This window comes from Candidatus Zixiibacteriota bacterium, from assembly GCA_034439475.1.
In the GTDB taxonomy this organism is placed as follows: domain Bacteria; phylum Zixibacteria; class MSB-5A5; order GN15; family FEB-12; genus JAWXAN01.
The window spans coordinates 21,318-37,068 of sequence record JAWXAN010000051.1; the positions used below are offsets into that span (position 1 = coordinate 21,318).

Consider the following 15,751-nt stretch of genomic DNA (forward strand, 5'->3'; position numbering starts at 1 on the left):
TAACCTCAACATGAGTTCCAGACGATAGTTCGCGCGTAAACCAGAACCGATAACACATTGTCATTTGGATGTCCCCCCGTCTGGGGGAGCCGGCGCGGCTTTTCTTTCAAGCATCAACTCCTTCGCGCGCTCAATCGGAATACGGTATGTCTTGTTGGTCGTATCAACCATTTTATACTCGTGGAGAATCTGACTTTCTTTGCTTCGTGTCTCTTTTAATCTCGGATCAGTCGGAACGAGATACATCTCATGTATTTGCTTTTCCTTATACCAGATAAAATAACTGTCCAAGGTAAAGACAAACACGCCAATAAGCGCGACGCCAATAAAGGTAAGAACGAAGATAATCTTGATGTTGACATCGCGCTTCTCGTATCCCGAAGGATGTTCCATATGTAAAGGTTCAGACATATCTAATTCTTCGCCATTTCTAATGATTCACAAAATGTAACGATTGCTCAAGTTTGGGATCATTCACCGGCACGAGGGCGTTCCGAGAATATTTTGTCCAGAAAAACCAGAGCACAATTCCGCCAATAGCCAACATTGGCATGATCTCTATCCAGGAAAAGACCGGCCCACTGTCGTAATGGTTCGGATAGACCAGCCAGTACAGATCCACCCAGTGCATAATCAAATACCAGGTCGTCATGACCGTGAGCATTATGTAACTTCGCTTTACTGCGCGGAAGAGCATGACCAGGAATGGAAACACAAAATGGCCGAAGATTATCACAAGCGAAACGCCCTTCCAGCCATTGTTCCATCGACTGATATACCAGATTGTCTCCTCGGGAATGTTGCCATACCAAATGATAAAAAACTGTGAGAATCCGATGTACGTCCAAAAGACCGTGAACGCAAAGAGCAACTTGCCCAGATCATGGTAATGCTCGACTGTAATCGTGTCCTTCAAAATATTACGTGACCTGAGCCGCAAGGCTATTGCAGTTATCAGAGCGAGACTCCCGAGGAAAGAGCCTGAGAAAAAGTAGACTCCATATATAGTCGAGTACCAGTGCGGGTTGAGTGACATCAGCCAATCAAAAGCAGCAACGGTTATAGTAACCGCAAACAGAACCATTCCGCCCGCGCTCAACCGCCGGAGTCTGATCAATTGATCTTCCTTGAATCCCCTGTCCTGCTCGAGCGAAGTCTTGTGGAGAAAATATGACAGCGTCGACCAGATAAGGAAATAGACAATCGTACGGGCGATAAAAAACGGAGAATTAAGAAATGGACTCTTCCACTTTAGCAGTGCATCAGTGGCGACAGCATCCTCGTGGCTCCAATGATACAGCGAATGAATGCCGAGGAACATCGGAATACTTAGGAGGAACATGACTGGCAGACAAGCCATAAGCGTTTCTGAAATGCGCCGCACCACCACACTCCAATGGGCGCCGGTCAAATGCTGGAGCATTGTAAAAAACAGCGCGCCAAGACAGAGCGATACCCAATAGGCAAACCCGGTCAGATAGGCGTGAAAGAAACGGTCATGATCCATTACATATCCGGCGATACATCCGATTACGCCAACCACTGCAACTCCGAGGGCGATGGTTCCGAAATTCCCTCTTTCGGCGATCTGAAACTGTCTGATGTTTACACTCATGTTATTGTCTTTCACCTACCTCAATTACCTGATCCGCGTTGGTCTGCAGGCACATCGGCGGCTGTCGCATTCTGACTTAATTGCAATGTTCTCAGGTAGGCAACAATCGCCCACCTGTCGGCTACAGGGACTTGAAAGCGATACGGCCGCATGTTCCCTTTGCCATTAGTCATCACCCAAAAAATATATCCATCGCCAGCGTCCAGTAGCCTCTGCTCATGATACGATGGAGGCGGAAGCATTCCGCGTTGAATTACTAAACCCTTAATGTTGTCCGCCCCGCCGGTTAAGCCATGGCACGGTGTGCAATAAATCTTATAGCGCTCTTCGCCTCGGGCGAGAAGTTCTGCAGTTAGCGGAACCGGCGAGTTCCTGAGCGTGTCACCCTTGGCATCAATTCCGGTCATATATCCAATATTATCATTGAGCTGCCCGCGGGCAACAGTGCCAAAGACCGGCGGCCGCATCGTTGAGCCATCGGCAAAGAATGCGCTTTTCTCCTGCGCTTCGTATTTCGGCTGATCATCCATATTTGGATTGATGTGGATAGGCGGCAAATTCGACGGCAGATCACGCACACATCCAGCAGCCACAAGACCCGCGGCGAAAATTGCCAAGCGCAAACCAACGCGATGTCTCATTCGCCGCTCACAATCTCGGCATGTCTGCCGCCAATTGATTCAAGAAAAGATTTTGTTTTATGCTCGTCAAATTTTGGATCTTCTGACTCAACAGAAACAAAAAATCCATCGTTGCTGAATTTAGCAAATCTGTCTGAATAGAAAAGACCATGAAACGGCTGCGGCAGTCGGTTGGCAACAAGCATCGCGATGACTGCGCCAAGCGCGGCAAAAAGAATTGTCACACCGAACGTCACTGGCACATACGCCGGATAGGAGAAAAACGGCTTACCGCCAATGATAATCGGGTAATCGATCGAACTGGCCCACCACTGAAGCAGAAGAATTAACCCGCCGCCGATAAATGCGCTCACTCCGGCGACATAGCCGACAATCGAGCGCTTCAGTCCCATGGCATGATCCATACCGTGTATCGGGAATGGCGAATGGCAGTCAAAGCGACTGAAGCCCGCATCCCGCATCTTCTCAGCGGCATGCAACAAGTCTCCGGGGCTTGAAAATTCCGCGAGTATTCCATACACACGGTGCGGCGCTGTTTTTGTTACACGTTCCATCAGTGCGTCCGCTCCAGCTGAGTCTGCGGCTCCCTATGATGCGGGTCGGCCTGAGGCAGCACGCCTTTAACTTCGGACATGGCAATGATTGGCGCAAAGCGCACGAAAAGCAGAAATAATGTCAGGAAAAGACCAAATGATCCAATAAATGTCAATACATCCCAAATAGTCGGCGAATAATAGTCCCATGATGATGGCAGATAATCGCGGGCAAGGGACATGACAATAACAAAGCGCTCAAACCACATTCCCACATTAATAAGCAGCGAGGCGACAAACATAACGGCAATCGACGTACGCCATTTCTTAATCCAGAACACCTGTGGAACCAGAACATTGCAGGTTACCATGGTCCAGTACGCCCAGGCATAAGGCCCAAAAGCTCGGTTAACAAAAGTAAAGGCTTCGTACGGATTGCCGCTGTACCATGAAATAAAGAACTCACAGCCGTAGGCATATCCGACCATCATGCCAGTGAGAAGCATGATCATATTCATATTTTCCAAATGCTTGATGGTAATAAAATCCTCGAGATGGAAAATCTTGCGAACGATAATACCAAGGGTCAAGACCATCGCAAAGCCCGAGAAAATTGCGCCTGCGACAAAGTACGGCGGGAATATTGTTGTATGCCACCCCGGAACTATACTTATCGCAAAGTCGGTCGAAACGATTGAGTGAACCGAAAGCACAAGCGGGGTCGAGACACCGGCCAAGACAAGATAGGCCAACTCGTAATTTTTCCACTGACGATTTCCTCCACGCCACCCGAGCGAGAGAACTCCCAGAACAACTTTGCGGATGCGGGTTTGGGCGCGGTCACGTAACGTCGCCAAATCTGGAATCAGCCCGACATACCAAAAAATCAATGAACAGGTAAAGTAAATGCTCACCGCAAAAAAGTCCCACAGCAGAGGGCTTTTGAAATTCGGCCAAAGGTTCATCGAGTTCGGAAGCGGGAAAACCCAGTAGAGCAGCCATACGCGTCCCACGTGAATTGTGGGAAATATCAAGGCGCAGATAACGGCAAAGAGCGTCATGGCTTCGGCAAATCTATTAATCGAAGTTCGCCACTTTTGACGGAAGAGAAAAAGAATGGCCGAGATGAGTGTTCCCGCGTGGCCGATACCAACCCAGAACACAAAGTTGACAATCGCCCAGCCCCACCCTACAGGAATATTGATTCCCCAGATTCCTGTTCCTTCGTAGACAAGATAACCAATTGAACCGAGCAGAATCAAAACCAGCGAACCAGTCACACCAAAGGTCAACAGCCAGAGCATGGTCGTTTTGCGCTCGGCGATACGAGACACCGCTTCGGTAACAGAATTAAACGTCTGATTACCAGTGATAAGCGGCAAAGCCCTGCCCGTGTTTTCGCTCGAATGATGTTCGCTGACAGATTTCATAGTCTAGCTATATTCTCTTAACTCTCGGTCGACATTTCTAATTCAGGATGAGGATTTCGCAGTAAACCCAAATAAGTCAGTCTCGGCTTGGTGTTCAATTCTTCAAGAAGCTGATAATTTCTGGGACTCTTTTTCAATCGGGCTACATTGCTGTTGGGGTCTTTGATATTGCCAAAAACTATGGCATCGGTCGGGCATGCCTGCTGGCAAGCGGTGTGGACTTCATCGCCGCCAACATTGCGCGTCTCAAGTTTCGCCTTGAGGCGCGTGACTTCGATTCGCTGAATACAGAAGGTACACTTCTCCATCACACCTCGCGAACGAACCGTCACATCGGGATTCTTCTGCATCTGAACGGTCTCAGGAATCTCAAGCGCGTAATTGAAGAAGTTAAAACGACGAACTTTATACGGACAATTATTTGAACAATAACGCGTTCCCACACAGCGATTGTAGATCATGACATTGAGGCCCTGGTCGTCGTGCACTGTCGCGCCTACCGGACAGACCGGCTCGCATGGCGCATTCTCGCAATGCTGACAGGTAACCGGTTGAAGCGCGATTTCGGGTGTGTCGAGATCGCCGGAATAATACCGATCGACCCGTATCCAATGCATCTCGCGCCCTTTGGAAACTTGCTCTTTGCCAACAACTGGAATATTATTCTCGCTCTGGCAGGCAACCACACATGCCCCACATCCAACACAGGCATTGAGATCAATCGTCATACCCCATTGAAGGTCGGAGGTATATGCAGGTTCTGTATATATTGACTGCTGAGTTGGAATCTCAGGATGCAGTGGAAACAGCAGGCCGTTTTCTCTGAATTTGCTGAGCGTGTTCTCACGGAGAATTGGGCGCTTCTGCTTTTCCTGAAGTGGATCTCCAAGCTCAAAGCCGCCCATCGTGCCATGTTCCTGCGTCTGCGCTATAAAATGAGTACCCGGAATCTTTGTCACGCTCGCGACGCCTGAGTTCTTTGCGCTCGTAAGAAGATAGGCATTGGAACCGACATCATTTGCGACCGACCCGACATTTTTTCTGCCATACCCAAGAGCGATAACAATTGTGTCATTGGCCTGTCCCGGCGTAATCCAGGCCGGAATGTTAATCGAGCGTCCCGCTATCTCAAGCTTCACCAGGTCGCCTGTCGCCACACCCAGCCTTTGCGCGGTGCGGAAACTAAATTGAGCAAAATTATCCCAGGTAAACTTATTGATCGGTTCGGGAAGTTCCTGCAACCAGCCATTGTTGGCATAACGGCCATCATACAAATTGCTTGGTAGCAATACAAGTTCCAGTTCACGGCCAGTCTCAACCGATGCCAAACTTCGGGCCGACGCGGCAAGCGATGAAGCATTTGTCTTTGGAGTAATGATTCCAATAGCGCTTTTAGGAACAAATCCATCATGGAGAATCTTTCTCCACTGGTTTTCAAAGTCAGAAGTGATAAAACTGTTCCATGTCTCGCGCACAGCATCGTACCCTTTGACAATTTTTCCGGAAGCGACAAGCGCAAGCAGTTCCACATCGCTCACACTCGCATAGAGCGGATCGATAAGCGGCTGAATTACGCTCACCGTCCCATCGAGCGAACGGCCATCCCCCCAGCTTTCAAGAAAATGAGACTGATGAAGATGCCAATCAACCAACGCGCTTGTTTCATCATGATGACTGCTCAGTTGAATTTTATTCGCCACACCTTTGAGCGCATCGGCAAACCCAAACTCAACCGGCACAGTGTAAACCGGATTTCCACCGAGGACAACTAAGGTCTCCACAGCTCCCGATTTCATATCAGCCACTAATTTTTCAAGACCGGTAGTCGATGACTCAGATCTGTCCAGCGGTGCTATATAAGTGACAGTCTGTCCAACATTTCCAAGCGCCTCATTGAGCGCAAATACCAGCGAGTGAACTTCAGCAGGCTGACGCCGTCCGGCCAGAATAACATTTTGACCTTTGGATGCGAGTAGATCTTTGGCCAATACATTGACAAATTTTTGGTCGATTCCCGTGTCGGCCGTATTGGCCGATGGCGCATCAAACCGCCCTATTGACAAACCCTGACTCGACAACTCCCGCGCCAATGCCAGCACAAATCCGCCAACCTGCGATGGTTTCAGCGCAAGACGGTGATCGGCTTTCGAGCCAGTCAACGTATAGGCCGACTCAACAGCATACAGGCGGTTCATTTCGTCCTGCTGCGAATGAACCCGGCGGCCATCGGCGAAGCCCATCGCATCGACAATATGTCCAGTTTCGCTAAATACAAAATCCGAATCGATTGACAGAATAACTTTAGCCAGGTGTAAACTGTGCAGTGGCTGTAAACGCGCTCCGGCAACAGCTTCAATGCCGTCATAGATTGTCTCATCATTGACCGGCTCGTAGCTGACAAACTGCGCCGATGGAAACGCCTCCATGAATTCTTCTTTGAGCCGCGCAAGAGTCGGCGAAGAAAACTGCTCACTCATTACAGCAAGACCTTGGCCTCGATTTGCGCTGAACTTGGTGAATTGTGTCGACCAATCGGCCACAAAATCATCCCATGCCACTTCTTTCCCCGAATGCGTAATATTTTTTGCACGGTCGGGATCATACAATCCAAGAATCGCGGCCTGAATCCAGATATCTGCTCTCCCTATAGTCGAAGGATGTTCAGGGTTCCCTTCGATTTTAGTCGGACGACCGTCATTGCTCTTTACCAGCAAGCCATACGAATCAAGTCCGAACGGCATCGAGGTCGCATAATGTATAGGCGTTCCAGGCTCGTAAACTTCAGGAAGAACAACATGCGGCACGATCTTCTCGATTGGGCGCCTGCAACTTGCAAGCCCCGCCATCGCAAGCGACGCCCCCATGAGCGTCAGGAAATTACGGCGCGACCAATTGTTCTTGTCGGCTAACTCTTCGCCCGTCCCTTTTGGAAACTCGCGATGTAAAAACTCCCGGAACTGCGGAGTATCGGCAAGCTCATCGAGACTTCGCCAGTAATCTTTGCTCTGTGGTTTCAAATCGTCATTCATAGGTCTTCTGTTATGTAACTCAGCGGTGACAAGCCGAGCAGTCCTCGGGCGGGTTGATATTTTTTTCAGCTTTAACTCGTGCGGCAAACTCTGCCTGATTATCCGGAGGAACCCAGCCCATAGTTGTAATTTCGCTCATTGGACGCAAATGTTGATCGGGATTGCGGTGGCAGTCAAGGCACCACCCCATACTGAGCGGTTCAGTCTGCTGGACAATTTCCATTTGAGCAACATTCCCATGACATGACTCACAGCCAACTCCAACCCGGATATGCGAGCTATGGCTAAAATAAGCAAAATCGGGAAGGTCATGGACACGAATCCATTCCATCGGCTTATTCTCTGCAAAACTGGCTCGAATTGGCGCAAGCGCTTCGCTTGTGGGACGAACCAAAGTGTGGCAGTTCATGCATGTCGCTGTCGGCGGGATATTCGCCTTGGCCGAACGCTCGACTGTTGTGTGGCAATAACGGCAATCCATTCCCAAATCTCCGACATGGAGTTTATGACTGTACGGAACGGGCTGTTCCGGACGATAGCCGACATCGGTATATTTCGGTGAGCCATAATACCATATTCCGCCGACCGCCCCGGTTAATAAAAAGCCAAGCGCGAGCACAGTGACAAGCGGCAAATTATTAAACGATTTTGGAAAAATCTGTGCCAGCGAAAACGCTCTTTGTTAAAAGTTTCACAAGTACGTGCGTAGAAAAATTCTCTAACCAGCTCTTTATATATTCCTGATCAATTTCTTGATCTATTCCTGTTTTTCTCTCACGGTATTCGCCATTTCAAGGCGAGAATATATAGAGGCTAAAAAATAGTGTCAACCCCTAAAACCTTCTCAGATATTCGTAGGTCAGTGACCCTTTGGGTCCTGACGTCTTATCCGTGGTTGGTATACATCCACGTGCACCAACCTTCCCCCCACCATATTACAGAAACACCCTCACCAAACTATCCGCCACCATCGCCAAAAACAACGCAAACAAATAAACAATCGAATAACCAAAAAGCGACCGCGCACTCGACTCACTCATCTCGCGCCGTGCCTTGAAACATCGGGCGATAAACATCACGCCAAGTACCGTCGCCGCAATTCCATAGAGCCATCCTGCTCCAAGTGGAACAAGCACGAGCGATACCGCCGAGACTATAAAAGCGTAAACGAGCATCTGATTGAGTGTCGAGGCATCTCCTTTGACCACTGGCATCATGGGAAGATTAGCTTTTACGTAGTCGTCTTTACAAAAGAGCGCGAGCGCCCAAAAATGCGGAGGCGTCCAGAAAAAAACAATGGCGAACATTATCCAAGGAAAGGCCGCCATTGATCCCGTCGCCGCGGCCCATGCCCCTACCGGAGCCATCGCCCCGGCCGCACCGCCGATTACTATATTCTGCGCCGTGTTCGGCTTAAGCCATAACGTGTAGAAGAGAGAATAAAATAAAATCGTCGCAAGAGCCAATCCGGCTACCAGCCAATTGAAGAAGAATGCGAAAAGCGCCACTCCAATCACGCCGATTGAAATGGAAAACACGAGAGCCTGTGTAGGCGAGATTTTTTTGAGCGGAAGTGACCGTCGTGCGCTTGTACGAGACATCTTGGCATCAATCTCCCTCTCAAAATACTGATTTAGCGCATTGGCCGATCCGCCTGTCAGAAACAAACCAACTAAGACAAGAAGAAAATTGAGAGGCTGGGTGAGGAAACTCCCTTCGATAACCAATGCCGACGCGCCGGTAAATAGCACCAGCAACATTATAGTCGGCTTTGTTAACGATAGATAATCACTTATATGTGATCGCACAGTATCCTCTTTTCTGTGAGGCCAATATATAAATATAAAACATCACTGCGCCAGAGTTAGTTTGTGAATTTTTTAACTAACTTTGCTGTTTCAATGTAACAACCCTCCGCTCTTTGGCCGTCAAGGTGACAGACAGAACCACCCTCCTTGCCAGATATCCCCGACTTTATGCTCACTTTCGTTAATATTTCATCCACATCCTTGTGTACAACTTAAACGCATCTCTTCAACCTAAAGCCTCACATCATTTTAACATGTTGATATTCCATAAACAATTTCAACGAATTGTGTGGATGGGAAAGTTTAATGTGTAAACTATTAGAACTTAATGAGTTACAAATATTAGCTTTTCATAAGTGTTCGGTTGTCCGAACACATTAATTACCCCCGTTTTTATCTCTTAAGTTTACCTCGATGATAATCAATAGCATACGAAATTTCGATGCAAAACACTAATTTTTGTGGTTTCCAACCAGTTGACCACTAGATATTGTGTTCGTCAGAAGGGAATGCCTTTACTGTGTTATCGAATTAGTTCGGATGAACACGCTATTCTGAGCGACCTTCCTGAAAAACCGCCGTCTTCGAATATTCATCCTGACTCAGGCAGGATAGCGATTTCGGAATGGCGGAAGCAACGAGTTTCTGAGAAGATTTCAATGAATCTTCTTATCAATACATAGGACGTGAATTCCTCCTTTCCCAAGGCGAGGAAAGTGAGTACAGGAGGTAGAATGTGAAAATTGATCGGTACTTTACCAAACAAGGCGAATCGCCATACAGCCATGTGCCATTCGGCAAACGTACATCAGAGATAAAAAACCCCGATGGTTCGACTGTTTTCAAGCTCGAAAATATCGATGTTCCCGAGCACTGGACCCAGGTAGCTGTCGATATCCTCGCTCATAAGTATTTCCGCAAAGCCGGAGTGCCGCAGATCGACGAGTCGGGCAGACCGCAAATCGATTCCGAAGGCAAACAGATAACCGGCGGTGAAACCGACGCCCGTCAGGTCTTCCACCGTCTTGCCGGATGCTGGTCGCAATGGGGTGAAAAGCACAATTATTTCGATTCCAAAGCCGATGCGCAGAATTTCTACGATGAGCTGTGCTACATGCTTGCCGACCAAGTGGCCGCGCCCAACTCACCGCAATGGTTCAACACCGGTCTGCACTATGCCTATGGCATAACTGGTGTTGCGCAGGGGCATTTTTATGTGGACCCAACCTCACATACAATGACCGAAGCCAAAAATGCCTATGAGCATCCCCAACCCCATGCCTGCTTCATTCAATCAGTGGTCGATGATCTGGTCAACCCCGGCGGAATCATGGACCTCTGGGTGCGCGAAGCCCGGCTCTTCAAATATGGCAGCGGAACCGGGACCAATTTCTCGAGTATCCGCGGAGCCGGCGAATCTCTCTCTGGCGGAGGACAGTCGTCGGGACTGATGTCATTCCTCAAAATTGGCGACCGAGCCGCAGGCGCTATCAAATCAGGCGGCACAACTCGCCGCGCCGCAAAAATGGTCTGCCTTGATTTGGATCACCCCGATGTGCTGAATTTTATCAACTGGAAAGTCATCGAAGAACAAAAAGTGGCCGCATTGGTTGCCGGTTCAAAGATAATCGGTGAGCGGCTCAAAGAAATTTTCAATGCCGCTCGCATTTCCGGCCATAACGGCGATTCCGTTTTCGAAATCGACCCAAACAAGAACAAACAGCTCAAAGACGCGCTCAAAATGGCGCGACGATTCGCTGTGCCGGAAAACTATATCAAGAAAGTTCTCGACCTCGCCACACAGGGCATCCATGATGTCGAGTTTGTCCAGCTTGATACCAATTGGGACAGCGAGGCTTATCTCACCGTCTCGGGACAGAACTCCAATAATTCTGTCCGAATTCCCAATGAGTTCTTTGAAAGACTCTACGCCGGTGAAGATTGGCATCTCAAAAGCCGCACCAACGGCACGACTATCCAAAGCATTCCAGCTCAGGAGCTATGGGGAAAAATCTGCTATGCGGCTTGGGCCTGCGCCGACCCGGGTGTGCAGTTTGATACTACAATCAATGAATGGCATACCTGCCCCGAAGACGGACGGATAAACGCCTCCAATCCCTGCTCGGAATACATGTTCCTCGACGACACCGCCTGTAACCTTGCTTCGATAAATCTTGTCAAGCTTCTCGGTGAAAAAGGTAACTTTGACATCGCCGGATATTTACACGCCGTCAAAGTCTGGACAGTGGTTCTCGAGATCTCCGTCCTCATGGCCGCTTTCCCTTCCAAAGCCATCGCCCAAAAAAGCTATGAGTTCCGAACATTGGGACTCGGCTATGCAAATCTTGGCACACTGCTCATGAATATGGGCATCCCCTATGATTCCCCACGCGGCTATGCCTGGTGCGGGGCCCTGACGTCGATTTTGACCGGCGAGTCGTATGTAACATCGGCGGAAATGGCCAAAGAGCATGGCGCATTCCCCGGCTACTACCGCAACCGCGAATCGATGCTCAAAGTCATCCGCAATCACCGCCGGGCCGCGCTGAATGCCGACAAGACTGAATACGAAGGTCTTACCATAAAACCGACCGGCATAAATCCGGAATATATTCCTGAGGATATCCTTAAAACCGCCCGCATGGTCTGGGATCATGCCCTTCAGTCTGGCACCATGCACGGTTTCCGTAACGCCCAAACGACCGTCATTGCGCCAACCGGAACTATCGGGTTGCTCATGGATTGCGACACGACTGGAATCGAGCCTGATTTTGCTCTGGTGAAGTTTAAAAAACTTGCTGGCGGCGGATACTTCAAAATCATCAACAATTCCGTCCCGCGCACCCTTGCCAAACTTGGCTACAACCAAAGCGAGGTCGATCAGATTATCGCCTATGCGACCGGACATAGAACCCTCAAAGGAGCTCCGTATGTCAACCATGAATCCCTCCAAGCCAAAGGATTCACCTCAGTAGAAATTGAAAAAATCGAAAGCGCATTGCCTAATGTTTTCGATATCAGTTTCGCCTTTAACAAGTACTCGCTTGGGGAAGAATTTCTGACCGAGATTCTCGGATTTGATGCCGACACAATGGATCGTTGGGATTTCAATCTGCTTAGGGAAATTGGTTTCACCCGCGATCAGATCGATGCCGCAAACGAGTACTGCTGCGGCACGATGACAGTCGAAGGCGCGCCTCATCTCAAAGAGAGCCACTATTCGATCTTTGACTGCGCCAACAAATGCGGCAAAAAAGGAACGCGCTTTATTTCGTATGAATCGCACATCCGCATGATGGCTGCGGCCCAGCCCTTTATCTCTGGCGCAATCTCCAAGACTATCAATATGCCGGCTGAAGCCACAATGGACGACGTCAAAAAGGCCTACCGCCTCTCGTGGGAAACCATGAACAAAGCGGTCGCGCTCTATCGCGACGGAAGCAAACTCAGCCAGCCACTCAATTCATCTTTGCTCAGTGACGACGGCGATGACATTTCCGACTCTCTCTCCGTCGCCACCGTCTCGGAGAAGATGGCCGAGCGGATTATCTACCGCTACCTCGCTAAACGGAGAAAACTGCCCAACCGGCGCGGCGGATACACCCAGAAATCAGTCATCGGTGGACACAAACTCTATCTCCGCACCGGTGAATACTCTGACGGCACACTCGGTGAAATTTTTCTGGATATGCACCGCGAAGGTGCCGCCTTCCGCTCGCTCATGAACTCATTTGCGATTGCCGTTTCGCTTGGACTGCAGCATGGTGTGCCGCTCGAAGAATTTGTCGAAGCCTTTTTGTTCAGCCGCTTTGAGCCGAACGGGATGGTCGAAGGAAACAAATCGATCAAGATGTCGACCTCGATTATCGACTATATCTTCCGCGAGCTGGCCATCACCTACCTTGGCCGGAACGATTTGGCGCATGTGGTCGATGACGATCTCCGCCATGACACAATCGGCACTCCTGCCGAAGAGGGTATTGAATTTGAAGAAGAAGTACCGGCGACTCCGTCAATTACCGGACAATTGACCAAAGCCAGCCGGGGTGATAATGATATCCACACCAACCGTCTCCGTCCCTTTGCAAATGGCGGAAACGGAAAATCAACTCACACAAATTCTAATGGAGGGAATGGACATGCGGCGAAGATGGCGCACACGACAACAGTTGAATCAGATTCAGAACCGGAAGCGGTGCTCGAGTATGTTGCGTCGTCACCGTCTGGAAGTGCCGGTGATACCCTCCGCCGCCGTCAATCGGAAATCCGACTTGCGCGCCTGAGGGGCTACGAAGGGGACATGTGCGGCGAGTGCGGATCATTCACGATGGTTCGCAACGGGACATGTTTAAAATGCGATGCCTGCGGAGCGACTTCGGGCTGTAGTTAAGAGATTTTGACACTTTGTTGAGAAATCTTGACACGTTAACAATTGCGTTCGATTGATGAATTCTTTCGGTTAACAAATTCTCGCTTTTGTCATTCTGTATTTTTGTTTCCTTGTTTTGTCTTTCAGTTTCCTTTTGTTTTGTTACAAGACGCCGGGCCCGCAATGGCCCGGCGTTCTTATTTGCATTTACTCAGATGTATTTGTGCGCTGGAACTCTACTGCATCTTCTGCAGGCCGTCTCTGGCCTGCACCACATTTCCCCCTTACGTCAGGTCTTGGCTATATCGTTGCGTGAGCAAGGATATAGGTGCTAAGGCTTCCGAAGTCCGCTGCAGGCGGATGACCTGACAGTCAACTCTGGTGCGCGACCGGGACGTCCCCCACGAAGTCTTGTAGCTATTCCCCAGTTGTTCTATTCCACAACCCCCTTATGTTGTCTGTCCTAAATCAAAGCCACATAGAAGGTTATCCCTACACGAACCCATCCGTCTAAGCCTTGGCCTCCCACAACCAAACTTTTTCTTAAAAAACTTCAATTTTCTTCTTGACAGATTTTTCTATTGTGTTATTATTGAAGTGCAATCGGAAAGTGTTACTCTTTCTGTGGATTACCTAATATCGTCCACCCAGGTAGATTGACCATCTATCTGGGTTTTTCTTTGTCCAAAACTCAATGCCCTCACACGCATCTTCGACAAAACACACAAATGACTCCCGCACAAAAATAGTTCAAACGACAATTCGCGCCAGAATAGGTGTGCACAAAATAGGTAGAATAGTCCACCTGATTAAAACCTTATAATAATGTAAAGATTAGGCTTGACTTGATTTCTTGCGCCTACTAAGTTCACGCGACATACCAGTCAAATGAAAACGAATTTCATTTAGACTGTGCAAATGAAATGTACTTATCAGGAGGAAGTTTTGTTGAATCGCCGAATTGCCATAGCTCTCATAGCGCTCTTTGGAGTCGCAATGTTCACACCCGAGGCCCGCGCCGACCGTCGTAAATACGTCTGGACTTATCAGTTTTTAACCATGCCCGCTGATGCGACAGAACTTGAGTTCTATCAGACCACAAAAATTGGCGAGACAAAAAGCTGGGAGTATAGAGTTGAGCTTGAGCAAGGCATTACCGACCGCTGGGATTTTTCGGTCTACCAGATATTTGTCCAAGGGGAAGGCCAGTCATTGAAATGGGACGCCTTCCAGCTTCGCACACGATATAAACTTGCTGCGCCCGGACGATTCTTTTTTGATCCCCTGCTCTATCTTGAATACAACCGAAAAATAGACCTGACCAAACAGAACAAACTTGAAGCCAAACTTATTCTTGCTCGTGACTTCCAAAAGATCAACCTCTCCATAAATCCGGTCTATGAATTTTTCTTTGCGCCGGGTGAACCGGTTCACGAAGTCGGACTCGATGTTGGATTATCATACGAGCTTTCGTACCGCTTCTCATTGGGCATTGAGTCAACATCACGGCGTGAATTTGTGAAATTGGCCGATGGTGAGACCTCGTCATATTTCGGCCCGACACTTTCATTGGCCACAGGAAGCGCCTACTACACAGTCGGCTATGCCGGCGGTTTGACCGATGAGAGCGATGACGCCCGTGTACGGTTCCTTATGGGCTTTCATTTATAATATGTAGTTATCCAAGCGGACCGAAAATCTTTGATGAAATGTAAATTAATACTTTTGCCGATTGTAGGGCTGGCATCGGCTATTGCATTGGTTGCCTGCCAGGGCAATCGTGCGGCACAATCAAATGAAGGGCGAACCGATGGAGAGATCGCCTTTCGCAGTTCCTGTCAGACATGTCATTCACTTCCTAATCCTGCCAAGTGGACAGATGACCAGTGGCCGACACTTGTACAGCGCTATGGAGAACTTGCGCATTTATCAGAGCAAAAAATCGACGCCATTACCGCGTATTTGACAGCGGTGAATTAGAAGTTCGTTGCTGGCGCGGGGGACGGTGGAGACCGTCAGATCACATCGCCCTAAGTAAGGTTGGCAAGACCAGACGGAAGGTTGCAATGGCTGCCTTCTCACATCTGCGCTGTCAGGCGCCCCCACCTGACAGTTGAAGTATAGTGTCGGGCGAGGGCGCCCGACACCACGTCATTGTTGCACTGCAGTTCGCCGCTGGCGGAATCGCACGGAGATCAATATGAGATTGCCACGTCCCTCTCAGAATCGCTCCTCGCAACGGGCATAATAGCCAAAAAGTGTTGGTAAGTTATTCATTTTGGGCGGAGTTTACAGTACCATGCGAAGTCGTTTTCTCGGTTATGAA

The 15,751-nt window shown here is 49.1% G+C and carries 11 protein-coding genes; 3 read left to right on the forward strand and 8 right to left on the reverse strand.

The features are described 5' to 3' along the window. Window positions 1–60: 60 nt before the first annotated feature. The 8 genes from SGI97_07840 to SGI97_07875 all read right to left on the reverse strand — a co-directional run bounded on the left by SGI97_07840 (window position 61) and on the right by SGI97_07875 (window position 9,092). Entirely contained in the window at window positions 61–411 is a 351-nt protein-coding gene (locus tag SGI97_07840; GenBank protein ID MDZ4723798.1) for a hypothetical protein, read from the reverse strand. A 19-nt stretch (window positions 412–430) separates the two neighbouring features. Next, on the reverse strand, window positions 431–1,615 hold the full coding sequence (locus tag SGI97_07845; GenBank protein MDZ4723799.1) for a hypothetical protein: 1,185 nt from the start codon (window positions 1,613–1,615) through the stop codon (window positions 431–433). 20 nt (window positions 1,616–1,635) lie between these two features. Continuing rightward, complete coding sequence (locus SGI97_07850) at window positions 1,636–2,256, reverse strand: cytochrome c (protein ID MDZ4723800.1); 621 nt, start codon at window positions 2,254–2,256, stop codon at window positions 1,636–1,638. Continuing rightward, entirely contained in the window at window positions 2,253–2,810 is a 558-nt protein-coding gene (locus SGI97_07855) for a DUF3341 domain-containing protein (protein ID MDZ4723801.1), read from the reverse strand. Before SGI97_07855 ends, SGI97_07850 begins: the two co-directional genes overlap by 4 nt. Then, a complete protein-coding gene (nrfD, locus tag SGI97_07860) occupies window positions 2,810–4,219 on the reverse strand; it encodes an NrfD/PsrC family molybdoenzyme membrane anchor subunit (protein MDZ4723802.1) in 1,410 nt (469 codons plus the stop codon). The genes SGI97_07855 and nrfD overlap by 1 nt, the downstream gene beginning before the upstream one ends. 17 nt (window positions 4,220–4,236) lie before the next feature. Continuing rightward, window positions 4,237–7,248 carry a TAT-variant-translocated molybdopterin oxidoreductase gene (locus tag SGI97_07865; GenBank protein ID MDZ4723803.1) on the reverse strand — a complete coding sequence of 1,004 codons (3,012 nt, stop codon included), beginning with the start codon at window positions 7,246–7,248 and terminating at the stop codon, window positions 4,237–4,239. A 19-nt stretch (window positions 7,249–7,267) separates the two neighbouring features. Beyond that, window positions 7,268–7,882: a cytochrome c3 family protein gene (locus SGI97_07870; protein ID MDZ4723804.1), complete on the reverse strand. Its 615-nt coding sequence runs from the start codon at window positions 7,880–7,882 to the stop codon at window positions 7,268–7,270. 301 nt (window positions 7,883–8,183) lie between these two features. Next, complete coding sequence (locus tag SGI97_07875; protein ID MDZ4723805.1) at window positions 8,184–9,092, reverse strand: heme o synthase; 909 nt, start codon at window positions 9,090–9,092, stop codon at window positions 8,184–8,186. Between the two features lie 700 nt (window positions 9,093–9,792). Here SGI97_07875 and SGI97_07880 point away from each other — a divergent pair. From SGI97_07880 to SGI97_07890, 3 genes are all read left to right on the forward strand, one after another. Further along, on the forward strand, window positions 9,793–13,446 hold the full coding sequence (locus SGI97_07880) for a vitamin B12-dependent ribonucleotide reductase (GenBank protein ID MDZ4723806.1): 3,654 nt from the start codon (window positions 9,793–9,795) through the stop codon (window positions 13,444–13,446). Window positions 13,447–14,373: 927 nt separating this feature from the next. Continuing rightward, window positions 14,374–15,096, forward strand: a complete 723-nt coding sequence (locus SGI97_07885) for a hypothetical protein (GenBank protein ID MDZ4723807.1) — start codon at window positions 14,374–14,376, stop codon at window positions 15,094–15,096. A 33-nt stretch (window positions 15,097–15,129) separates the two neighbouring features. Continuing rightward, window positions 15,130–15,405 (forward strand): cytochrome c, encoded by a 276-nt coding sequence (locus tag SGI97_07890; GenBank protein ID MDZ4723808.1) that lies wholly within the window; start codon window positions 15,130–15,132, stop codon window positions 15,403–15,405. Window positions 15,406–15,751 lie beyond the last annotated feature (346 nt).